This is a genomic window from Campylobacter sp. IFREMER_LSEM_CL292 (assembly GCF_025771615.1).
Taxonomy (GTDB): domain Bacteria; phylum Campylobacterota; class Campylobacteria; order Campylobacterales; family Campylobacteraceae; genus Campylobacter_D; species Campylobacter_D lari_D.
Map to the genome: position 1 here is coordinate 15259 of NZ_JAKMQP010000001.1, position 20697 is coordinate 35955.

Annotated in this window: 23 protein-coding genes; 17 read left to right on the forward strand and 6 right to left on the reverse strand. The window is 28.8% G+C overall.

The genetic code is table 11. The features are described from left to right. Window positions 1-94: 94 nt before the first annotated feature. From L8T82_RS00085 to L8T82_RS00105, 5 genes are all read left to right on the forward strand, one after another. The gene (locus L8T82_RS00085; protein ID WP_263673337.1) at window positions 95-2668 is read left to right on the forward strand and encodes an ATP-dependent Clp protease ATP-binding subunit; all 2574 of its coding nucleotides are present in this window, start codon (window positions 95-97) and stop codon (window positions 2666-2668) included. A 159-nt stretch (window positions 2669-2827) separates the two neighbouring features. Beyond that, entirely contained in the window at window positions 2828-3967 is a 1140-nt protein-coding gene (locus tag L8T82_RS00090) for a hydrogenase small subunit (RefSeq protein WP_133318935.1), read from the forward strand. Window positions 3968-3969: 2 nt separating this feature from the next. Beyond that, entirely contained in the window at window positions 3970-5685 is a 1716-nt protein-coding gene (locus L8T82_RS00095) for a nickel-dependent hydrogenase large subunit (RefSeq protein WP_263725600.1), read from the forward strand. Window positions 5686-5700: 15 nt separating this feature from the next. Further along, window positions 5701-6393 carry a Ni/Fe-hydrogenase, b-type cytochrome subunit gene (gene cybH / locus L8T82_RS00100; protein WP_258107368.1) on the forward strand — a complete coding sequence of 231 codons (693 nt, stop codon included), beginning with the start codon at window positions 5701-5703 and terminating at the stop codon, window positions 6391-6393. After that, on the forward strand, window positions 6390-6923 hold the full coding sequence (locus tag L8T82_RS00105) for a HyaD/HybD family hydrogenase maturation endopeptidase (RefSeq protein ID WP_263725601.1): 534 nt from the start codon (window positions 6390-6392) through the stop codon (window positions 6921-6923). Before cybH ends, L8T82_RS00105 begins: the two co-directional genes overlap by 4 nt. Window positions 6924-6945: 22 nt before the next feature. Here the strand turns inward: L8T82_RS00105 and L8T82_RS00110 are convergent, their stop codons facing one another. Next, a complete protein-coding gene (locus L8T82_RS00110) occupies window positions 6946-7368 on the reverse strand; it encodes a PepSY-like domain-containing protein (protein WP_240388364.1) in 423 nt (140 codons plus the stop codon). 126 nt (window positions 7369-7494) lie between these two features. On the opposite strand from L8T82_RS00110, the gene gltX reads away from it, so the two are divergent. From gltX to L8T82_RS00125, 3 genes are read left to right on the forward strand one after another with little or no spacing between them, the layout of a single operon-like run. Next, window positions 7495-8790 carry a glutamate--tRNA ligase gene (gene gltX, locus L8T82_RS00115; protein WP_263725602.1) on the forward strand — a complete coding sequence of 432 codons (1296 nt, stop codon included), beginning with the start codon at window positions 7495-7497 and terminating at the stop codon, window positions 8788-8790. A 1-nt stretch (window position 8791) separates the two neighbouring features. Beyond that, the gene (locus L8T82_RS00120; RefSeq protein WP_012661430.1) at window positions 8792-9079 is read left to right on the forward strand and encodes a YggT family protein; all 288 of its coding nucleotides are present in this window, start codon (window positions 8792-8794) and stop codon (window positions 9077-9079) included. Beyond that, window positions 9080-10717: a lytic transglycosylase domain-containing protein gene (locus L8T82_RS00125; protein ID WP_133318929.1), complete on the forward strand. Its 1638-nt coding sequence runs from the start codon at window positions 9080-9082 to the stop codon at window positions 10715-10717. Here L8T82_RS00125 and L8T82_RS00130 read toward each other — a convergent pair. Further along, window positions 10605-11099, reverse strand: a complete 495-nt coding sequence (locus L8T82_RS00130; RefSeq protein WP_263661337.1) for a hypothetical protein — start codon at window positions 11097-11099, stop codon at window positions 10605-10607. The two genes, L8T82_RS00125 and L8T82_RS00130, sit on opposite strands and share 113 nt — an antisense overlap. Window positions 11100-11186: 87 nt before the next feature. Here L8T82_RS00130 and mobB point away from each other — a divergent pair, with 87 nt between their 5' ends. The 6 genes from mobB to L8T82_RS00160 all read left to right on the forward strand — a co-directional run bounded on the left by mobB (window position 11187) and on the right by L8T82_RS00160 (window position 16364). Further along, complete coding sequence (gene mobB / locus L8T82_RS00135) at window positions 11187-11666, forward strand: molybdopterin-guanine dinucleotide biosynthesis protein B (RefSeq protein WP_263725603.1); 480 nt, start codon at window positions 11187-11189, stop codon at window positions 11664-11666. 9 nt (window positions 11667-11675) lie between these two features. Next, window positions 11676-12524, forward strand: coding sequence for a class 1 fructose-bisphosphatase (locus tag L8T82_RS00140; protein WP_263725604.1), 849 nt, complete (start codon window positions 11676-11678; stop codon window positions 12522-12524). Continuing rightward, entirely contained in the window at window positions 12524-12718 is a 195-nt protein-coding gene (locus tag L8T82_RS00145; protein ID WP_133318925.1) for a hypothetical protein, read from the forward strand. The genes L8T82_RS00140 and L8T82_RS00145 overlap by 1 nt, the downstream gene beginning before the upstream one ends. 12 nt (window positions 12719-12730) lie before the next feature. Further along, window positions 12731-14617: a methionine--tRNA ligase gene (metG, locus tag L8T82_RS00150; RefSeq protein WP_263725605.1), complete on the forward strand. Its 1887-nt coding sequence runs from the start codon at window positions 12731-12733 to the stop codon at window positions 14615-14617. Next, window positions 14618-15559, forward strand: coding sequence for a hypothetical protein (locus tag L8T82_RS00155; RefSeq protein ID WP_263725606.1), 942 nt, complete (start codon window positions 14618-14620; stop codon window positions 15557-15559). It abuts the gene before it with no gap. A 61-nt stretch (window positions 15560-15620) separates the two neighbouring features. Continuing rightward, window positions 15621-16364, forward strand: a complete 744-nt coding sequence (locus L8T82_RS00160) for a substrate-binding domain-containing protein (protein WP_133318922.1) — start codon at window positions 15621-15623, stop codon at window positions 16362-16364. Window positions 16365-16405: 41 nt separating this feature from the next. On the opposite strand, the gene L8T82_RS00165 is transcribed toward L8T82_RS00160, so the two are convergent. Next, window positions 16406-16978 carry a YceI family protein gene (locus tag L8T82_RS00165; RefSeq protein WP_133318921.1) on the reverse strand — a complete coding sequence of 191 codons (573 nt, stop codon included), beginning with the start codon at window positions 16976-16978 and terminating at the stop codon, window positions 16406-16408. Window positions 16979-17040: 62 nt separating this feature from the next. Beyond that, a complete protein-coding gene (gene queC / locus L8T82_RS00170; protein WP_263725608.1) occupies window positions 17041-17706 on the reverse strand; it encodes a 7-cyano-7-deazaguanine synthase QueC in 666 nt (221 codons plus the stop codon). 52 nt (window positions 17707-17758) lie between these two features. Between queC and ybeY the strand changes: the two genes are divergently transcribed. Continuing rightward, window positions 17759-18169 carry an rRNA maturation RNase YbeY gene (gene ybeY / locus L8T82_RS00175; RefSeq protein WP_263725609.1) on the forward strand — a complete coding sequence of 137 codons (411 nt, stop codon included), beginning with the start codon at window positions 17759-17761 and terminating at the stop codon, window positions 18167-18169. Between the two features lie 294 nt (window positions 18170-18463). Here ybeY and L8T82_RS00180 read toward each other — a convergent pair whose 3' ends face one another. Next, on the reverse strand, window positions 18464-18874 hold the full coding sequence (locus L8T82_RS00180) for a PepSY-like domain-containing protein (protein ID WP_133318918.1): 411 nt from the start codon (window positions 18872-18874) through the stop codon (window positions 18464-18466). 113 nt (window positions 18875-18987) lie between these two features. On the opposite strand from L8T82_RS00180, the gene L8T82_RS00185 reads away from it, so the two are divergent. Continuing rightward, entirely contained in the window at window positions 18988-19518 is a 531-nt protein-coding gene (locus tag L8T82_RS00185; protein WP_263725610.1) for a rhomboid family intramembrane serine protease, read from the forward strand. Beyond that, a complete protein-coding gene (locus tag L8T82_RS00190; RefSeq protein WP_133318916.1) occupies window positions 19515-20006 on the forward strand; it encodes a SixA phosphatase family protein in 492 nt (163 codons plus the stop codon). Before L8T82_RS00185 ends, L8T82_RS00190 begins: the two co-directional genes overlap by 4 nt. 420 nt (window positions 20007-20426) lie before the next feature. On the opposite strand, the gene L8T82_RS00195 is transcribed toward L8T82_RS00190, so the two are convergent. After that, a complete protein-coding gene (locus tag L8T82_RS00195) occupies window positions 20427-20627 on the reverse strand; it encodes a molybdenum cofactor biosynthesis protein (protein ID WP_133318915.1) in 201 nt (66 codons plus the stop codon). Between the last annotated feature and the right edge of the window lie 70 nt (window positions 20628-20697).

The window sequence follows — 20697 nt, forward strand, 5'->3', positions numbered from 1 at the left end:
ATAAAAAATTATTTATAAATATAACTAAATAAACTTGACAATAATAGACTAAAGTTATATAATACACTTCATATAAAAGTAAAAAGGAGTAAAAATGGCAAATATACAAGATTTTTTAACAGATTCTATGCTTTCAAATATAGAAAGTGCAATTTCTTTGGCCATTCATTCTAAGAATAGTGAAATAAAACCTTTGCATTTATTATGGGCTTTAAGTGTTGATAGCTCTAGTTTGCTTAATCAAGTTTTTAATAAATTAAATGTTTCTAAAGAGGCATTTGAGTTAGAAGTAAAAAGTAAAATTTCATCTTTTCCTACTAGCTCAAATGTAAATAAAGACAATATTAAATTTTCAAATGAATTTATTAATTCTTTAGAAAAAGCAAAAGGCTTGGCTTTAGAAAATAAAGATAGTTATTTAGCTGTGGATATGTGGCTTGTTTCAGAAAGTGCTAGCGGGGTTATTAAGGAACTTTTGTCTAAATTTGTAGATTTAAATGAGTTTAAAAAAGAATTGGAATTCATTAGAGCAGGAGTTAAAATAGAAACCAAAACAAGTGATGAAACACTTGATTCTTTATCTAAATTTGGTATTGATTTGACTATGAAAGCTAAAAACAATGAGCTTGATCCTGTTATAGGTAGAGAAGAAGAAATTCAAAGATTAATGCAAATTTTAATCAGAAAAACTAAAAATAATCCTATTTTATTAGGTGAGCCAGGGGTAGGAAAAACTGCTGTGGTGGAAGCTTTAGCACAAAGGATAGTAAAAAAAGATGTTCCTACTTCGTTGCAAAATAAAAAAGTTATAGCTTTAGATATGAGTGCTTTAATAGCAGGGGCAAAATACAGAGGTGAATTTGAAGATAGATTAAAAGCAGTTGTAAATGAAGTAATAAAACATAAGAATGTAATTTTATTTATAGATGAAATTCACACCATTGTAGGTGCAGGTGCAAATGAAGGGAGCATGGATGCAGCAAATATTTTAAAACCTGCTTTAGCAAGAGGTGAGCTTCATACTATAGGTGCTACAACCTTAAAAGAATATAGAAAATATTTTGAAAAAGATGCAGCTTTACAAAGAAGATTTCAGCCTGTAAATGTAGCTGAACCTAGTGTAAATGAAGCTTTGGCTATGCTTAGAGGTATAAAAGAAAAATTAGAAATTCATCATAATGTAACTATTAATGATAGTGCTTTAGTGGCAGCTGCAAAGCTATCTAAGCGTTATATAGCTAATAGATTTTTACCTGATAAAGCGATTGATTTAATTGATGAGGCTGCAGCGGAATTAAAAATGCAAATAGAAAGTGAGCCAAATTCTTTAAGAAAGGTTAGAAAGCAAATTGAAAGTTTGGAAGTAGAAAATGAAGCTTTAAAAATGGAAGAAAATGAAGCTAATGAAAAAAGATTGGAAGAGATTAAAAAAGAATTAGCAAATTTAAAAGAAGAGCAAATCAAACTTAATGCCAAATTTGAAAATGAAAAAGCAGTATTTAATGGCATAAGTGCAAAGAAAAAAGAAATCGATACTTTAAAAAATGAAGCTATTTTGGCTAAAAATAAAGGAGATTTTCAAAAGGCTGCTGAAATAGAATATGGCAAAATTTTAGAGTGCGAAAAAGAGGTTTTAAATTTAGAAGAAAAATGGAAACAAATGACCCAAGAAGGAGTTTTGCTTAAAAATCAAGTAGATGAGGATTTAGTAGCTGGTATTTTAAGTAAATGGACAGGCATTAGTGTGCAAAAAATGCTCACTTCTGAAAAACAAAAATATTTACATATTCAAGAGTATTTACAAGAAAGCGTCATAGGGCAAGATGAGGCTTTGAGTGCTTTAGCTAAAGCTATTAAGCGTAACAAAGCAGGGTTAAATCAAGCAACTAAGCCTATAGGAAGCTTTTTATTTTTAGGGCCAACTGGAGTAGGTAAAACAGAAAGTGCTAAAGTTTTGGCTAAATTTTTATTTGATGATGAAAAAGCTATGGTGCGTTTTGATATGAGTGAATTTATGGAAAAACACAGTGTATCAAGACTTTTAGGTGCACCTCCAGGATATATAGGGCATGAAGAAGGTGGGGAATTAACTGAAGCTGTTAGAAGAAAGCCTTATAGTGTGATTTTATTTGATGAAGTAGAAAAAGCCCATAAAGATGTATTTAATATACTTTTGGGAATTTTAGATGATGGTAGGGCTACAGATAGTAAAGGTGTAACGGTCGATTTTACTAATACTATCATTATCTTAACTTCTAATATAGGTGCAAATTTTATTATGGAGTTAAAGGGCGAAGAAAAAGAAAAAGCTATTAAAGAAGCTCTTAGAAACTTTTTTAGACCGGAGTTTTTAAATCGTTTAGATGATATTATCACTTTTAACCCTTTGGGAGAAAGTGAAGCTAAAAAAATAGTTAAATTACTTTTTAATACCTTGCAAAAAAGTCTTGAAAATAGGGGTATTAAAGCAAGCTTGAGTGATAATGCTGCTAGTTTAATAGCAAAAGTTGGTTTTGATGTAGATTTTGGCGCAAGACCATTAAAAAGAGCTTTGTATGATATGGTAGAAGATAAATTAAGTGATATGATATTATCGGATGAATTAAATGAAAATGATGAGATTATTATAGATTCTAAAGATGATGAAATCATCATTGTTAAACAATAAGCAAGTGTAATACTTGCTTATTTAGAGTAAAATTATCTTAATAATACTAAATTGTAAATACTTCGTATATTTGATTAAAAAATTATCATTTTTTATCTATTCTTAACAATAAATATTTTAAAATCTTTAATGATATTTCTATAATTTAAGGAACAACAAATGAGTGATTTAGATATTTTTAATCGCCGTTTAGACGCATTAGAAAAACTTCCTCTTTTGAAAAATGAGATTTCCATCTCTAAAGCCTTAGAGCAATCAGGTTTTTCAAGAAGAGATTTTATGAAATGGGCTAGTGCTATGACTGCATTTTTAGCATTACCTGCTAGCTTTACTCCAGTAGTTGCAAGAGCTGCTGAGCTCAGTGATAGACTTCCAGTGATTTGGCTTCATATGGCTGAATGTACAGGATGTTCTGAAAGTTTATTAAGAAGTGATGCTCCTACCATTGATAGTTTGATTTTTGATCATATTTCTTTAGAATATCATGAAACTATAATGGGTGCTGCAGGTTGGCAAGCTGAACATAATCTTGAAGCTGCTATGGAAAAATATAAAGGTAGATATATCTTAATGGTAGAAGGTGGTATACCAACAGGTGCTACAGAAAACTTTTTAACTATAGGACCACATGGAAAAACAGGAAGACAATTAGCAGAACAAGCCTGTAATGATGCTTTAGCTATTTTTGCTATAGGTACTTGTTCGGCTTTTGGTGGTATCCAAGCTGCTAGACCTAATCCAAGCAATGCTGTAAGCTTAAGTAAAGTAACAAATAAAACAGTTATTAATGTACCAGGTTGTCCTCCAAGTGAAAAAAATATTATAGGTAATGTGATTCATTACATATTGTATCAAACATTGCCAGCACTTGATGCCTACAATAGACCAAAATGGGCTTATGGGTTAAGAATTCATGATCTTTGTGAAAGAAGAGGACGCTTTGATGCGGGTGAATTTGTGCAACAATTTGGTGATGAGGGAGCAAAAAAAGGATATTGTCTTTATAAAGTAGGTTGTAAAGGCCCTTATACTTTTAATAATTGCTCAAGAGAGAGATTTAATCAACATACTTCATGGCCAATCCAAGCAGGACATGGTTGTATAGGCTGTTCTGAACCTGATTTTTGGGATACTATGGGACCTTTTGAAGAAGTGATGGCAGGAAGATTATTTGATACTGTTTATGGCTTGGGTGCTGATAGCATTTCAGATAAAATTGGTATAGGTGTGCTTTGTGTAACAGGCGTAGCTGTTGCTGCGCATGCTGTAATTGCTTCATTAGAAAAAAATAAGGATTAAAAATGTCAAAAAGAATTATTATAGATCCACTTACTAGAATAGAAGGACATTTAAGAGTTGAAGTAGTGGTTGATGAAAATAATGTCATTAAAGAAGCATATTCAGGATCGACTTTATGGAGAGGGATTGAAACTATTGTAAAAGGTCGTGATCCAAGAGATGCAGGCTTTTTAACTCAAAGAATTTGTGGTGTTTGTACTTTTTCACATTATAGAGCAGGGATTATCGCAGTAGAAAATGCTTTAGGTATTACTCCGCCACTAAATGCAGTTTTAACTAGAACTTTAATGAATGCAGCTTTATACATGCATGATCATCCTGTACATTTTTATCAACTTCATGGTCTTGATTTTGTTGATGTTGTAAGTGCTTTAAGTGCTGATGTAAAAAAAGCAAGTGATGAAGCATTTAAATATACTGATATGCCTTATGCAACAGGTGCAGATAAGCTTTTAGAAGTTCAGCAAAGACTAAAAACCTTTGTAGATAAAGGAAATCTTGGACCATTTGCAAATGCTTATTATGGACATGCGACTTATCGCTTTACTCCTGAGCAAAACCTTATTGCGCTTTCACATTATTTAGAATGTTTAAGAATTCAAAGAACAATAGCTCAAGCTATGGCGATTTTTGGTGCTAAAAATCCTCACCCACAAAGTTTAACTGTAGGCGGTGTAACTTGTGTTATGGATCTTTTAAACCCATCAAGAATGGCTGAATATATGACTAAATTCCAAGAAGTAGCTGATTTTATTAATCGTGCTTATTATCCGGATTTAATCATGGCAGCTAAAGCTTACTCTAAAGAAGCAAGTGTATTAAATGATGTAGGGGTAAATAACTTTTATACTGAGAGAGAATTCCAAATTTCAAGTGATGAGTGGTTGTTTGAAGGTGGTATTATTAGAAATGGTGATTTGAGTAAGGTTGAAGAAGTAGATGAAGCTAAAATCACCGAAGAAGCTACAAGATCATGGTATGCAGACAATGAAGCTTTACATCCTTATGATGGTAAAACTAATCCAAACTATACAGGCTTAATTGATGGTGAAAGCATCGATGATAAAGGCAATATAGTTCATAGTAAGGTATTTGATATTAAAGGCAAATATAGCTGGATTAAAGCTCCAAGATATGAAAATTTACCTATGCAAGTTGGACCATTAGCAAATATTTTAGTAAATTATGCTAAGGGTAATAAAATTGTAGTAGAAGCAGTTGATTCTTTCTTAAAAGCTACGAATTTACCAGTTCAAGCACTTATGAGCACTTTAGGAAGAACAGGTGCTAGAGCAATTGAAGCTAAAATTATTGCTGATCATGGCTTGAAAGCATTTAATTCTTTGGTTGAAAATTTAAAAACAGATGAAAGCACTTGTACTACTTATGTAATTGATAAAAACAAAGAATACAAAGGTAGATTTATGGGAAGTGCACCTCGTGGTGCGTTAAGCCATTGGTGTAGGATTAAAAATGGTGTAATTGAAAATTGGCAAGCAGTAGTTCCTTCTACTTGGAATGCAAGTCCAAAAGATGCAAATGGAGTAGGTGGTAGCTATGAACAATGTCTTATTGGTATGAAACTAGCTGATGTTAAACAGCCTTTAGAAGTAATAAGAGCTATTCACTCTTATGATCCTTGTATAGCATGTGCAGTACATGTAATGGATACTAAAGGTAATAATCTTAGCGAGTATAAAGTTAATGTAAATTTATAAGGAAAGGACTTTAGTATGGATTCTAAACATTCCTTAAAATCAAACAGAAAGGCCGAATACGAATTTAGTATCGGTCTTCGTTTTACACATTGGTTAAGAGCGGTTGCAATCGTGATTTTAGTGGGGACTGGGTATTATATTTCTTATGTATTTCAATCTCCATCTATTTCATCTGAACCGACTTTATTTATGCAGGCAAAATATCGCATGGTGCACCAAATTTTTGGTTTTATCTTAATAGCTTGTGTGATTTTTAAAACATATTTGTTCTTTTTTGATTCAAAAAGTGATGGTGAGAGAAAGAGTATAAAAGATATTTTTAATGTAAAATTATGGATAGAGCAGATTAAATTTTACATTTTCCTAGGAAAACACCCGCATTTACAAGGTGTATACAATCCTTTGCAATTTGTAACTTACCTTTTCTTTTATCTTGTTATGTTTGGGCTTATTTTGACAGGATTAATCCTTTATATGCATGTATATCATGAAGGCTTGGGTGGATTTTTATATAATATCTTAAGACCTATTGAGGTAATGTTAGGTGGATTGGCTGATGTTAGAACCTATCATAGAATTTTAATGTGGGTTGTGTTGATTTTTGTTCCAGTGCATATTTATATGGCTGTATTTAACTCAGTTAAAGGTAAAGATGGTGCTTTAGATGCTATCTTTAGCGGTTATAAATTTGTAAGAGAAAATCGTTGAAACTTCTAGTTTTAGGTATTGGTAATATTATGTTTGCAGATGAGGGCTTAGGCGTTCATCTTTGCAAACTTTTAGAAAAAAATTATAAGTTTTATCATGAAAAAAACTCGGTGAGTTTTGTAGATGGTGGAACTTTGGCTTTACAACTTAGCTATATTATAGCCGAATATGATGAAATGATTGTGATTGATTGTATTGCAGCAGATGATGCTAAGATTGGAGATATTTTTTTCTTTCCTTATGATGCAATGCCAAAAAAAGTTAATTGGAGTGGTAGTGCGCATGAGGTTGAAATGCTTCAAACTTTACAATACATGGAACTTATGGGAGATTTACCTAAAACTCAAATTTTAGCTTGTGTGCCAAAGCGTATAGAGCCATTGAGTTTTGAACTTTCAAAAGAAGTCTTAAATGCTTTAGAAAAAATGGAGAAAATTTTACTTGATTTTTTAGAGAAAAAAGGCTTTACTTATAAGAGAGTTGCTAATTATAATATACAAGAGCTTGCTCTAAATTCTTATAAAAGCTAAGCAAAAAAGCTTAGCTTAAATTCTAATCATCAAATTTTTGTCCTAAGAAATTTCCATTTACATCAGTATAAATTTCCATCATATTATTAAGTTTAAATTTATAACCTTGAATTTCTTTTTCAACTTTAATTATGCTTGCATTTGGGTGCATTTTTTTAATCGTTGCTAAAACATTTGGACTTAAAAAAGAAGTATCAATTGGTCTGTATTTTGCATCGATTTCTTTCCAATCTCCATTGATAAAAAACTCAAGCTCAGTTCCATTGTCTAAATAAACATCAAAGCTATCAATATCTTGTTTAACTAAAGCAATGTTTGAACCTGTAAAATGTTTTTGTATGAAATTTTTAGAATTTGCTGGTAAAGCATTAGCTCCTACAATCATATCTTGTGCAAAAACAAAACCTGCAGTAACTAATGTTGCTAAAGCTATTTTTAATTTCATTTTTTATCCTTTATGTTGAATTATTTATGAAATCATATTGCTATTGAGTGAATTTTGTGTGAACTTAAAAGAAATAGCAAGTATTTAATTGTATAATGATAAAAAAGTTTTTTAAAAGGATAAATAATGTATAGGTTTGCACCATCGCCTACTGGAGATATGCATATTGGAAATTTAAGAGCAGCTTTATTTAATTATATTAAAGCAAGACAAGAAAATTCTGATTTTATTTTGCGTATTGAAGATACGGATAATGCTAGAAATATAGCTGGAAAAGAAGAAGAAATAAAAGCTATTTTGAAAGAATTTGGTATAACTTGGCAGCATTATTATGTACAAAGTGAGAATTTGAAATTTCATCGTCAAATGGCTTTAAAGCTAGTAAGTGAAAAAAAAGCTTTTGCTTGTTTTTGTACTGAGGATGAATTAGCTCATAAAAAAGAACTAGCTAAAAGTAAAAATCAAGCATATAGATACGATGGTACTTGTGAAAAACTTGCAGATATTGATGTATTAAATTGTGAAAAACCTTTCATAATCCGTCTTAAAAAACCTCAATTGCAAATGAAATTTATAGACTATATTAAAGGTGAGATTGGTTTTAATCCTGAAGATATTGATAGTTTTGTGATTATGAGGGCTGATAAAACCCCAACTTATAATTTTGCTTGTGCGGTTGATGATATGCTAGAAGGTGTTACTTGTATTATAAGGGGCGAAGATCATGTTTCAAATACTCCTAAGCAAGAACATATTAGAGCAAGTTTGGGTTATGATAAAAGCATGACTTATGCACATTTGCCTATCATTTTAAATGAAGAAGGTGTTAAAATGAGCAAAAGAGAGGCTCATTCTAGTGTAAAATGGATGCTTGATAATGGATATTTAGCAAGTGCTATTGCAAATTATTTAATACTTTTAGGTAATAAAACTCCAAAAGAGATTTTTACTTTAGAAGAAGCCATAGAATGGTTTGATTTGAAAAAAGTTTCAAAATCTCCTGCGAGGTTTGACACTAAGCGTTTAATGCAAATTAACCGTGAGCATATAAAAATGCTTGATAATGATAAATTAAATTCTTTATTAAATTTAGGTAAGGATGTAGCTGAGCTTGCAAAATTTTATACTCAAGAAGCTAGCACGCTAAATGAGATAAGAGAAAAAATACAAGCAATTTTTGCAGTTAAAAATTATAATGAATTTGAAAAAGAATGTAAGTTGATTAAAGAAGTTTTAAAAGATTTAGATTTACCTCAAGAATATGATGAGTTTAAAAAGATTTTGATGGAAAAAACAAATTTAAAAGGTAAAAATTTCTTTATGCCTTTGCGTTTGGTATTAACAGGAGTTACTCACGGACCTGAAATGAGTGAAATTTATACTCTAATCAAGCCTTTTGTTAAAGAAATTATAAAGGAGTAAAATGGGAGTTGGAACAAGTTTGATTGTATCTTTGGTGCAAATTTTTTCTTTAGTTATTGAAATTTATGTATGGATTATAATCATTGCAGCATTGATTTCTTGGGTAAGGCCTGATCCATATAATCCTATAGTGCAAATTTTATATCGTTTAACTAATCCTGCTTATGCTTTTGTAAGAAGGTTTATTCCTACTACTATAGGGAGTATTGATTTAGCACCTTTGATTATTATTTTAGGATTAAAATTTATCCAAATATTTTTATCAAATTTAATTTTAGGAAGTTTATAAGTGTTGAAAAAAAGTGTAGTGTTACTTTTAGCTGGAGTTGTTTTTGCAAATAGTGCAATGTATTCTTATAAAGAATTAGAGCAAAGACCAAATTCTTTAGCTAAGGATTATTATTTATATCGTTTATTAGAAAAAAATGAATTTAAAAAAGAAGAAGTTGAAGGTTTAAAAGAACATATTTATCGTTATGCAGGGCGTATTAAAAATGCCATTGAAGCCATTATTCCGCCTTTGGGGTATAATAAAGAATATGAAGCTTGTTATAAATTTAATACGCAAAATATCTTAGATGCTAATGCTACTTGTCAGCTTATAAGATTAAATAGTTTAACTTTTATACAAGATCTTAATGCTTCAGTGCGTAATGAGATGAAAAAAAATATCCCACAGGATAATCCAAATTTAACAAAACTTTTAGAAGCTTTTGATGCTAAAGATCCTCTAAGTTATGCGGTTTTAAATTATGATAGTGCTAATTTTTATAAAATCTATAATTTCTTAAAAGATAAAAAAGATTTTTTCTTAGAAAAAGATTTTGTAAATGAATTAGCTAAAGAAAAAGAATTTACAAATTTTGTAAAAGAAATTATCATTAAGAAAAAAAGTCCATTGATAAGAAAATCTCTAGTCAATGTAGATGCAAATTTAACTTTTCAAGATAATGCTTTTTATCTAGGTGTAAATGCTATTTTAGAAAATGACGATAAAAAAGCATTGGAATTTTTTCAAGTAGCAAAAGATACTTTTAAAAGCAAACCTTTAGTAGATAATGCAAATTTTTGGCTATATTTGATCACTCAAGATAAAAAGTACATTGATGAGCTTGCTCAAAGTGATTCTTTAAATATTTATAGTCTTTATGCAAGAGAGTTAAAAGGCTTGCCTTTACCTAAAATAGAAGAATTAAAGCCAAAAAAACAAAAAAATGATTTTGATATGAAAGATCCTTTTGCTTGGCAAAAGCTCGCAAAAGAAATTGCAAAAGGCACTCCTAATGAGCTAGAAAAACTTGCAAAAGATTTTTATACCAAGGAAAATATCGCTATTTATGCCTATATTAAAGAAAGGGCCGAAGGTTTTAAAAAACATTATTTTATTATGCCTTATTTTGAATATTTAAAAGATTATTCTACGCAAAGAAAAGCTATGATTTTAGCTTTAGCTAGACAAGAAAGTCGTTTTATACCAACAGCCATTTCAACTTCTTATGCTTTGGGTATTATGCAATTTATCCCATTTTTAGCTAATCATATAGGCAATAAAGAACTGCAAATTCCAAATTTTGATCAAGATATGCTTTTTGAACCAAAAACAGCTTATACTTTTGCAAATCATCATTTAGATTATTTAGAATCTAAACTTAATTCCCCGGTTTTTGTGGCTTATGCTTATAATGGAGGTATAGGATTTACCACTAGAATGCTCAAAAGAGAAGATATGTTTAGAGCGGGAAAATATGAGCCATTTTTATCAATGGAGCTTGTTCCTTATGCAGAAAGCAGGGTATATGCTAAGAAAGTTTTAGCTAATTATGTTGTTTATTTGCATCTTCTGAACGATAATACACCGATTTCGAAATTTTTTGAAACTTTAGCTCAAAACACTGATTCTCAAAACACAAATCAAGTTTTAAAATAGGTTTTTGCACTAATTCATTAAGAGTAATTTTATAATAACTTGCATAATCACTCTTAATGATATATTTAAATAATTCATCATTTTGATCTAAGGTTTTTATATTAGTTTTTTCTCCATCTATGAGTATTGAAATTTGCTCTTGTTTGATGTTGATATTTGGCAAAAAACTAAGTACAAAAACTTCTTTTTGGCTTTTTTCATCTAATACAGGGTTTAAATAGCTCAATAAAGCAACTACTCTATTATCTTTATAATTAAAATTAATTTTTTGTGCATACATCAGAGTTTGACTTTTTAAATTAATTTCACTTTGCTCTTGTGTTTTATTAGAGCATGCGGTAAAAATAAGTGTTAAAAAAATAATCATATAAACTTTTTTCATATTTTTGTTCCTAATTTTTTTATAATTATAAGCTTTTAACTTTTAAAAAGATATAATTTCATTTATTTTATTTGATTTAAGGAAGTTATGAAAAGATTAGCAATGGCTTTTAGCGGGCCTTCCAATTCAGGTAAAACGACTTTGATTACTCAAGTTGCTAAGTATTTTATGGAACAAAATTATAAAGTATGCATTATAAAACATGATCCAAAGGATAAAGCAAGCTTTGATATAGCAAAAAAAGATAGTTTTAAATTTTTTCAAAGTGGTGCTGATGTAATGGTTTTAAGTCCCACAAGGACAACTTTATTTACACATTCTCCAAGTACTTTAGATGAAGCTATTTCTAAACTAGGAGAATTTGATTTTTTATTTATAGAGGGCTTAAAAACCTTAGATATGCCAAGAATTAGCGTTTTTTGTAAAGAAGTAGATGAGAGCTATTTTGCTTATTCTAAGGCTATTGCAAGCTATGAGAAAATTGAAAATAAAAATTTAACTTGGTTTTATTTGGATGATTTGGAAAGTATTTGTGATTTTATATTAAAAAATTCAAAAAAAGTATAGAGGTAAAATATGCAAGAATTAATTGACGATATACAAAAAGCAGTGATTGAAATTTCAAAAGAACTTAGATATTTAAAAGATTTTGATTATACCACTTCTCAAAATGCCACAGGAGATAATCAATTAAAACTTGATGTGAAAAGCGATGAGATTATCACTAAAATTTTAAAGCAAAGCAAAGGTTTAAAAAGCTTAATTAGCGAGGAAAAACAAGAGCAATTGCTAATCAATGAAAATGAAAAATATGTTGTTGCTTATGATCCTTTAGATGGTTCTTCTTTAGTAGATGTGAATTTTGCTATAGGTTCTATTTTTGCTATTTATGAGCAAAAGGCTAGTGCAAAAAATCTAAAAGCAGCGGTTTATGCTATTTATGGCGTGCGTTTAGAGCTTATAGTGTGTATTGACACTCCTAAGCTTTATAGATTAAATGAAAAAGATGAATTTGTTTTTGTTAAGGATTTGAGATTAAATGAAAAAGGCAAATTAAATGCAAGCGGTGGGACACAAAAAAATTGGTCAAATACTCATAGAGCCTTTATAAAAGCTTTATTTGATGAGGGTTATCGCTTGAGATATTCTGGTGCTATGGTGAGTGATTTGCACCAAATTTTACTCAAAGGTGGAGGGTTGTTTTCATATCCTGCAACAAGCGATGCACCAAATGGAAAATTAAGAGCATATTTTGAGGTGTTTCCTTTTGCTTTTATTTTTGAAAAAGCAGGAGGATTTTCTACCAATGGAGAAAATAATTCTTTACTTGATTTAGAATTTGAAAAAATTCATGCAAGTACGCCATGCTTTTTAGGTTCTAAATATGAAATTGAAAAACTAAAACAAGCTTATAAAGGTTTTTGATGGCTGAAGTTAAAGATGAATTTGAACTAGCTTTGGAAGTTAAAAAAAATGAACTTCAAGCTTGTCAAAACGAAAAAAAAATAAAATCTTGTTTACCTTGCTCTATGATTTTTGAGTGCTCTTTAAGAAAAGAGTATATAGAAGCAGTTTATAAGAGTATGTCTAAAGGTAAAGAAGGTGGATTTGATTTTTAATAAAGGTTGAAAATGCGTTATATTACTACCCCGATATATTATGTAAATGATGTGGCTCATATTGGTCATGCTTACACTACGATTATAGCAGATACTTTGGCTAGATTTTATCGCTTACAAGGAGAAAAAACATTCTTTTTAACAGGCACAGATGAACACGGCCAAAAGATAGAGCAAGCTGCTAGCGCTAGAAATTTTACCCCTAAAGAATATGCAGATGAAATTAGTGCTAAGTTTAAAAAACTTTGGGATGAGTTTGAAATTTCTTATGATTATTTCATTAGAACTACAGATGAAAATCACAAATTAAGTGTACAAAAAGCATTTAAAAAAATGTATGATAAAGGTGATATTTACAAAGGAACTTATGAAGGCTTTTATTGTGTTTCTTGTGAGAGTTATTTTACTCAAACTCAACTTATAAATGAGTGTCATTGTCCAGATTGTGGTAAGAAAACACAGCTTTTAAAAGAAGAAAGTTATTTTTTCAAGCTTTCTAAATATCAAGATCAAATTCTTAAATGGTACAAAGAAAAAGAGCCGATTTTACCTAAAAATAAGGCTAATGAGTTGATTTATTTTGTAGAAGGTGGCTTAAAAGATCTTTCCATTACAAGAACGAGTTTTGAATGGGGTATAAAGCTTCCAAAAGAACTAAATGATGAAAAACATGTGGTGTATGTTTGGCTTGATGCTTTGATGAATTATGTGAGTGCTTTGGGCTATGGACTTGATGATGAAAATATGGATCTTTGGCCTGCTCATATACACTTTGTAGGCAAAGATATTTTGCGTTTTCATGCAGTGTATTGGCCTGCGTTTTTGATGAGTTTAGAACTTCCTTTACCTAAATTTATAGCAGCACATGGTTGGTGGACTAAAGATGGTGAAAAAATGAGCAAATCTAAAGGCAATGTAGTAGCGCCTAAAGAAGTAGCAGATACTTTTGGTTTAGAAGCTTTTAGATATTTTTTACTCAGAGAAGTTCCTTTTGGTAATGATGGGGATTTTTCGCAAAAAGCATTAGTCACTAGAATCAATGCAGAATTAAGCAATGAGCTTGGAAATTTATTAAATAGAATTATCGGTATGAGTGCTAAGTATTCTCAAAATATTATTGAGTGTAAAGATGTGAATTTGTATTTTAATCAAGAATTAAATGAATGCAAAGAGTATTTAGATAATGCAATCAATGCTTTGGAAAATATCCAGCCAAATCGCTATTTAGAGGAACTTTTCAAGGCTTTATCTTTAGCAAATTTAAGTATTAGTAAATATGAGCCTTGGAATTTGATTAAAAATAATCAAACGCAAAAAGCTAATGCTTTAGTGGCTTTATGTGCTAATATTTTAACAAAAGCAACTATTTTACTTTCAGCTGCTATGCCAAAGACAGCATTAAAAATTGCAAAGGCTTTAAATTTTGAAATATCAAACGAAAATTATCAAAAACTAATTTTAAATAATCAATTATGTGATTTAAAATCAAGTGCATGTGAAGCTTTGTTTCCAAAAGTTGAATTAACCCAAGAAAATAAAAAAGAAGAAAAATTAGAAGAGAAGTCAAATTTAGCTCAAATTAAAATAGATGATTTTAAAAAAATCGAAATCAAAGTAGCATTAGTAAAAGATTGTCAGAATATAGAAGGCAGTGAAAAGCTTTTAAAATTTCAACTTGAACTTGAAAATGGCGAACTAAGACAAGTGCTTTCAGGTATTGCTAAATTTTATAAAGCTAGTGAGTTAATAGGCAAGCAAGTTTGTGTAATTACAAATCTAAAAAAAGCTAAAATTTTTGGTCATGAAAGCCAAGGTATGATTTTAAGTGCTCAAAAAGATGAAAAATTAGTTTTGATAAGCCCGCAAGGCTTTATCGAAAATGGAGCTTTAATAGGCTAGATGAATATTTCTAACTTTATCGAACTTATTAATGCTCGAGTTTTAAATTATGGAGCAACTTCTAGTGTTTATGATTTTAGTATAGATTTAAACAAAGTCAAACAAGCAAGTGTTTTTTTTGCTAAAAATAATGAACAAGCAGGCTTTGCTATAAAACTTGGTGCTTATGTTATAGTAAGTGAGGAAAGATTAAAACTTGAAGATAAAGATGTGTTTTATCTTCAAGTTGATGATTTAGAAGCAACTATTTTTAGACTTTTTAGATTTTTAAGTGAAGAAAAATCTTATGAATTTATATATTGCAATCATGTAGAATTAAAATTTGCAAAGGCATTTAATTTTAAAGTCTTAAACTCAAATATTTTATTAGATTTTGATCTTTTAAAAAATTCAAAAGAAAAAACTTTCTTTTGCTCTGATGATGAAAAATTTATTTTAAAACTTAAATCAAATTTTCATACTTTAAAAGCATGTAAATACGAAATTTTAGGCTCTAAATCTTTATTTCAAACGAGTTTGCTTTGTAAAAATTTGTATTTTAAAGATTTAAAATTTGCATTTTTTTATGCAGATATTTTTGCTAGATTTATTGATTTTGCTGAAAAGCAAAATCTATCTTTTAATTTTAGTGAAAAAAAGTTAGATCTTTTTAAGGCATATTTTTTAAACTCAAAAAATGAAATTTGTGCTTTTGGTGGAAGTTCTAGAGTAATTTTACTTGTGGAAAATGAAAAAGATTTTGAATTTATATGCCAAAAGCTCCAAGGCGTTAAAGATTTTAAAATAGCATTAAAAAATTCATTATTTTGTGATTTTTCTTATATAAATTTGAGTGAATTAAAGATTTTTTTTGATTTTAAATATTGCCTAATCAAAGAAAGCGAAGAAGAGTTTTTGGAGTATTTTTTAGCACGAGAGAAAAAAATTAGTTTATTTGATTAAAAAAATATCAACTTTAAAAAGATATATTTACGATTTTATTTTATTAATTTAAGGAAAAAATATGAAAAAATTTTTATTTTTAAGTTTATTTGCTGCAGCTGCATTAAATGCTGAAATTTTAGTTTATGGTCCTGGTGGCCCTGCTCCTGTTTTGAAAGAGCTTGCTAAGCAATTTGAAGAAAAACATGGAGAAAAAGTTATTATTAATGCAGGACCAACACCTAAATGGATAAAAAAAGCAAAAACAGATGCTGATATTATTTATTCGGGTAATACTTCTATGATGGATGGTTTTGTTAAAGCAATGCCAAAACAAATCAAAATAGAAGATGTTCAAGTTTTAAATGCTAGAGGCTCGGGTATGATTGTAAGAGCAAATAATCCAAAAAAAATTAAAAAATTTGAAGATCTTTTAAAAGATGGCGTTAATGTTATGGTGGTTGATGGAGCAGGGCAGGTTGGCTTATATGAGGATATGGCTTTAAAAACAGGAAAAATTGAAAACCTAGAAAAATTAAGAAAAAACATTAAAGTATATGCTAAAAATTCAAAAGCAGCGGTTGATGAGTGGAAAAATAATCAAAATATCGATGCTTTAATCATTTGGACACATTGGATTAAAGCAGTTGGAGAGAAAGAAAATAAATTTATTTTAGCGGATAAAAATTCAATCATTTACAGAGCGGCTGAAATAGTTCCAACGCAAAAAGGTTTAAAAAATCCAAAAGTAGCTGAATTCATCAAATTTACACAAAGTAAAGAAGCTCAAAAAATTTGGAAAAAAGAAGGTTGGGTAGCTAAATAAAAATCAAAGCATTTTACAAAAAGTAAAATGCTTTTATAATATTATTTTTCGTTGATTTCTGCTTCGATGCTAATTTGTACTTCATCGCTAAGTGTTAAGCTAGAAGTATCAGGAGCAAATTTAAAATCACTTCTTTTAATTTGTCCTTGTAGAGTAAAACCTGCTTTTTCTTTGCCGCTATCTGTTTTAATAACACCACCAATTTCAGTATCTAAAACAACATCTTTGCTTACTCCAGCAATGCTTAATGAGCCATACATTTTACCTTTTTCATTAGAGATTTTTTCATATTTACTCATAGTAAAAGTAATGTTTGGATGAGTTTTTGCTTTAAAAAAATCATCTTGTTGTAAATGCGCATCTCTTGCTTTATTTTCTGTGTTTATAGAAGCAACTTTTATATTTGCTTGAAGTTTGTTAAATTCAAATTTAGCACTATCAAAATCAATTACTGCATCATAATCTTTAAAATTTCCATTTACATTGCTAATTTGTAAATGTTTGATTTTAAAAGCTACATTTGTGTGTGCTTTATCTAAGCTAAATTCTTTACTCAAAGCACTACTTGCCAAAATCGAAGCAGCTAAAAATGAACCAAATAATATTTTTTTCATGTTTTCTCCTTAATGTTTAAAAAAGCAAATTATACAAACTAAAATAAAATGAAAGTAAATTTTTAAACATATTCTATAAAATCTTTTACATTAACCTCTTTAAAGCCTTTTAGTCTTAATAAACAACTATCACATTTACCACAAGCTTTATCTTCCTTTTCATAGCAAGACCAAGTATATTCTAAGGCTACCTTTTCTTTTAGAGCTAATTCAACTATTTGTCCTTTACTTAGATGAACTAATGGGGTTTTTATTTGCACTTTGCAAGTTTTTGTTGTTCCTTCATTGATAAATTCAGTGGCTTTTTGTATAAATTTCGCACTGCAATCAGGATAACCACTGCTATCTTCTTGTACCACTCCTATAAAAATACTTTCACAATTTTCCTTTTCAGCTATAGCACCTGCGATAGATAAAAAAATACCATTTCTAAAAGGAACATAGGTGTTTGGGACTTCTTTTTCATGTAGTTTTTCTTTGGGAATTTGTAAATTTAAATCTGTTAATGAGTTTCCTCCAATATTTGCTATAAAAGAGACATCTAGTATATATTTTGTTTTTATGTTAATTTTTTCACAAATTTTATTAAAACATTCCCTTTCTTTAAGCATGGTGCGTTGGTTATAGTCAAAATGTAAAGCAATGATCTCATATCCTTCTTTTTTAGCTAAATATGCACATAAAGTACTATCCATACCACCACTTATAATACAAAGAGCTTTTTTCATGCTTTTCCTTAATTTTGATATAATTTGAAATTATAAAATCAAAAGGATAATAATGATTTTTTGTGAAGAAGAAATGGATATTTCTTTTCTTGAAAAAATAGCCCAGAAAATGAGCGATCAAAATGTAGAGCTTGTTTTGGTAGATGAAAGAGTTATGCGTGAGATTAATTTTAGTCAAAGAGGTATAGATAAAACTACAGATGTGTTATCTTTTCCTTTGATGCAAAATTGTGAAAATTTACTTGGCAGCATTGTGATAAATTTAGATGAAGTAGGTAAAAAAGCAATGGAGTATAAACACAGTAATGAAGAAGAGATGGCATTACTTTTTATACATGCTATGCTTCATTTACAAGGATATGATCATGAGGTAGATCAAGGACAAATGAGACAAAAAGAACAAGAATGGATTGAATATTTTAAACTACCAAAAAGCCTGATAGTAAGAGTGCAAGAGGAGTAAATATTTAAAAAATTTTAGCTTATGTGTGAGTTATATACCTATAATGAAAATACATTTATACTAAATATTTTAGGAAAAATTTGATATTTGTTTATCTAATTTGACAAAGAGTAGTACTAATTATGATTTTGTCCAAACAAAGTAAAAGCAATATTTAAGGTGAGAAAATCAATACGGAGTCTATGATAAAGCTCCTTATTCTGCCGGAGCAATTGAAATTTTTATAAGTTTTGATAAGGGTTAAAGCCTTTTTAGAAGAAAATTTAAAACTTGCTTATTTGATCTTAAACAATTTTAATCGTCAAATTTTTGTCTTAAAATAGTCCCATTATCATCAATATAAAGTTTCATTTGATTATTAAGTTCTATTTTGTAATATGAAATTTTTCTTTCTATTTCAATAATCGCTGCATTTGGATAGGTATTTTTAATGGTATTTTGTATTGCTAAAGGCAAAATAGCATAATTTAAAGATCTGAAATTTTCAGCTTCTTTAAATTCTCCATTGAGTGAAAACTCAATTTCACTTCCATCGCTTAAATAAATTTCGTAAGAATATCCATCTTGTTCTACTAGACCAATCTCTGCATTAAAGTAATCTTTAATAAATTGTTTGATATTTACCGGCAAAGAATCAGGTGCTATGACTATACCAGCATTAAGAGTATTTAAACTAATCAAAAAAGCTAAAGCTAGTTTTTTCATTTTTAACCTTATTATATTTTTGACGATATTGTATCTTATTAATGTGAATTTTATGTGTAAGCTAGAATTTAAATAGCTTTTTGTTATAATTATTAAAAATACAAAGTAGGGCAATGGTAGCTTCATTTTTAATCGCTTTTAATGTTATTGTATTTATTTTTGTAAATTATCTTTATTTTGGTTCTTTAAATTTAGATACTATTTTGGGTTTAAATTTATTTTTTTTTCAAGGATTTTATTGGCAAATTTTAAGCTCAATATTTATGCATGGAAATTGGCCTCATTTGATTTTAAATATGATAGTGCTTTTTCAATTTGGTTCTATGCTTGAAAAATACTTAAAAAGTTTTAAATTTGCCATGCTTTATTTAATCGGTGGAATTCTTTGCTCTTTGCTTAGTGCTTTTTATGTGTATTTAAGTTTTGATGGTAGTTTTGTAAATGTAGTGGGTGCAAGTGGTGCTATATGTGTTTTAATGGGGTATTATGCATATTTGGATAAAACCGCCACCAAAGGACTTATTGTGGCTATATTGTTAATGAGTTTTGTGCCTATTTTTATGGGTGTTAATATAGCTTGGTATGCACATATTTTTGGCTTTATATGTGGATATGCTTTGGGTAAATTTAAGGTTATAAGATGAAATATATCTATTTTATTCGTCATGCTAAAGCTCAAAAAGAAAATTACGATCAAGATTTACAACGAGAACTTAGTTCTAGTGGAAAAGATGATTTAAAAACTATGATTTATAGGATTAAGGATTTAGAATTTAAAGCCCAAAGCATTATCTCAAGTCCTGCTAAGCGCTGTATAAAAACAGCACAAAAACTCTGTAAAAGCTTTTCTTTAAAAGAAAAAGATATCAAGATAGAAAAAAGCTTTTATGATGGTAATTTAAAGGATGTGTTAAATTTTATAAAAGAATCAAAAGAGAGTAGGGTAGTGCTAATTATGCACAATCCTTTATTGCAAGAACTTTGTGAGTATCTAGCTCATATAGATTTAGAAAACTTTCCAACTTCTGCTATTTTATGTATGCAATTTGATATAAAAGAATTTAAAGATATAAAAGAACACAGCGGGGAAGTTGTGTTTTTTGATTATCCTAAAAGTCAAGAAAATAACTAATCTACATTTTTAAACTTCAAATTTATTTAAGCAAAAATATAAACTAAAATTTAGTTGAAATGAAAATATACATCTTCAGTCTTTTATAGCTGTATAAAATAACTTATAATATTTTTCAAAAAATTATACTTATTTTTTTATGGATAAATTATTTTCATCCAAAAAATAAAATGCTTTAAAATACTATATTATAGGTATTTTTAAATATATTTTACTTATGTATAAACAGATAAATATAAAAGTTTGAAAATTATAGTTTTCAATACAAAATATATATAATTTCAATATTTTACTATTTATCATATAATTTTACATATATATTAAGTTTAAGTTAAAATATTTTTATATATTAAAAAAGCTAAAATGATGAGTAAAAAAAGAAATTAATACAAAAGTTTAACTTGTGTGGAGTTTTTGATTTTATTTGGATTTTTGAATCAATCTTGAAAGTTGTTTTGCTAAAAGTTTAGCACTATTTTCATTTTTGCTAAGTTTTTTCATATTTTCTCTAAATTCGTAAAGTCTTTTTTCTTGTGCAAAGTCATTATTTAAAGTATTATCTTGTTTTGAAATATTGTTTTGTTTTACTTGCTTTTGTGCGGTTTTTTTCTTAAAAAACATATTGTTACCCTATTTTGTTTTTTATAATTATAGCTTGATATTTTTTAAGTAAGATTTTTTTATAATTTTT

Bases quoted from the DNA above. Each gene is read 5' to 3' on its own strand.
- metG (WP_263725605.1), top strand. From the start codon at position 12,731: ATGCGTTATATTACTACCCCGATATATTATGTAAATGATGTGGCTCAT.
- queC (WP_263725608.1), bottom strand. From the start codon at position 17,706: ATGAAAAAAGCTCTTTGTATTATAAGTGGTGGTATGGATAGTACTTTA.
- L8T82_RS00195 (WP_133318915.1), bottom strand. From the start codon at position 20,627: ATGTTTTTTAAGAAAAAAACCGCACAAAAGCAAGTAAAACAAAACAAT.
- L8T82_RS00155 (WP_263725606.1), top strand. From the start codon at position 14,618: ATGAATATTTCTAACTTTATCGAACTTATTAATGCTCGAGTTTTAAAT.
- L8T82_RS00165 (WP_133318921.1), bottom strand. From the start codon at position 16,978: ATGAAAAAAATATTATTTGGTTCATTTTTAGCTGCTTCGATTTTGGCA.
- L8T82_RS00120 (WP_012661430.1), top strand. From the start codon at position 8,792: ATGGGAGTTGGAACAAGTTTGATTGTATCTTTGGTGCAAATTTTTTCT.
- mobB (WP_263725603.1), top strand. From the start codon at position 11,187: ATGAAAAGATTAGCAATGGCTTTTAGCGGGCCTTCCAATTCAGGTAAA.
- L8T82_RS00185 (WP_263725610.1), top strand. From the start codon at position 18,988: ATGGTAGCTTCATTTTTAATCGCTTTTAATGTTATTGTATTTATTTTT.
- cybH (WP_258107368.1), top strand. From the start codon at position 5,701: ATGGATTCTAAACATTCCTTAAAATCAAACAGAAAGGCCGAATACGAA.
- L8T82_RS00095 (WP_263725600.1), top strand. From the start codon at position 3,970: ATGTCAAAAAGAATTATTATAGATCCACTTACTAGAATAGAAGGACAT.
- L8T82_RS00090 (WP_133318935.1), top strand. From the start codon at position 2,828: ATGAGTGATTTAGATATTTTTAATCGCCGTTTAGACGCATTAGAAAAA.
- L8T82_RS00145 (WP_133318925.1), top strand. From the start codon at position 12,524: ATGGCTGAAGTTAAAGATGAATTTGAACTAGCTTTGGAAGTTAAAAAA.
- L8T82_RS00180 (WP_133318918.1), bottom strand. From the start codon at position 18,874: ATGAAAAAACTAGCTTTAGCTTTTTTGATTAGTTTAAATACTCTTAAT.
- L8T82_RS00110 (WP_240388364.1), bottom strand. From the start codon at position 7,368: ATGAAATTAAAAATAGCTTTAGCAACATTAGTTACTGCAGGTTTTGTT.
- L8T82_RS00160 (WP_133318922.1), top strand. From the start codon at position 15,621: ATGAAAAAATTTTTATTTTTAAGTTTATTTGCTGCAGCTGCATTAAAT.
- L8T82_RS00085 (WP_263673337.1), top strand. From the start codon at position 95: ATGGCAAATATACAAGATTTTTTAACAGATTCTATGCTTTCAAATATA.
- L8T82_RS00130 (WP_263661337.1), bottom strand. From the start codon at position 11,099: ATGAAAAAAGTTTATATGATTATTTTTTTAACACTTATTTTTACCGCA.
- L8T82_RS00140 (WP_263725604.1), top strand. From the start codon at position 11,676: ATGCAAGAATTAATTGACGATATACAAAAAGCAGTGATTGAAATTTCA.
- L8T82_RS00190 (WP_133318916.1), top strand. From the start codon at position 19,515: ATGAAATATATCTATTTTATTCGTCATGCTAAAGCTCAAAAAGAAAAT.
- ybeY (WP_263725609.1), top strand. From the start codon at position 17,759: ATGATTTTTTGTGAAGAAGAAATGGATATTTCTTTTCTTGAAAAAATA.
- gltX (WP_263725602.1), top strand. From the start codon at position 7,495: ATGTATAGGTTTGCACCATCGCCTACTGGAGATATGCATATTGGAAAT.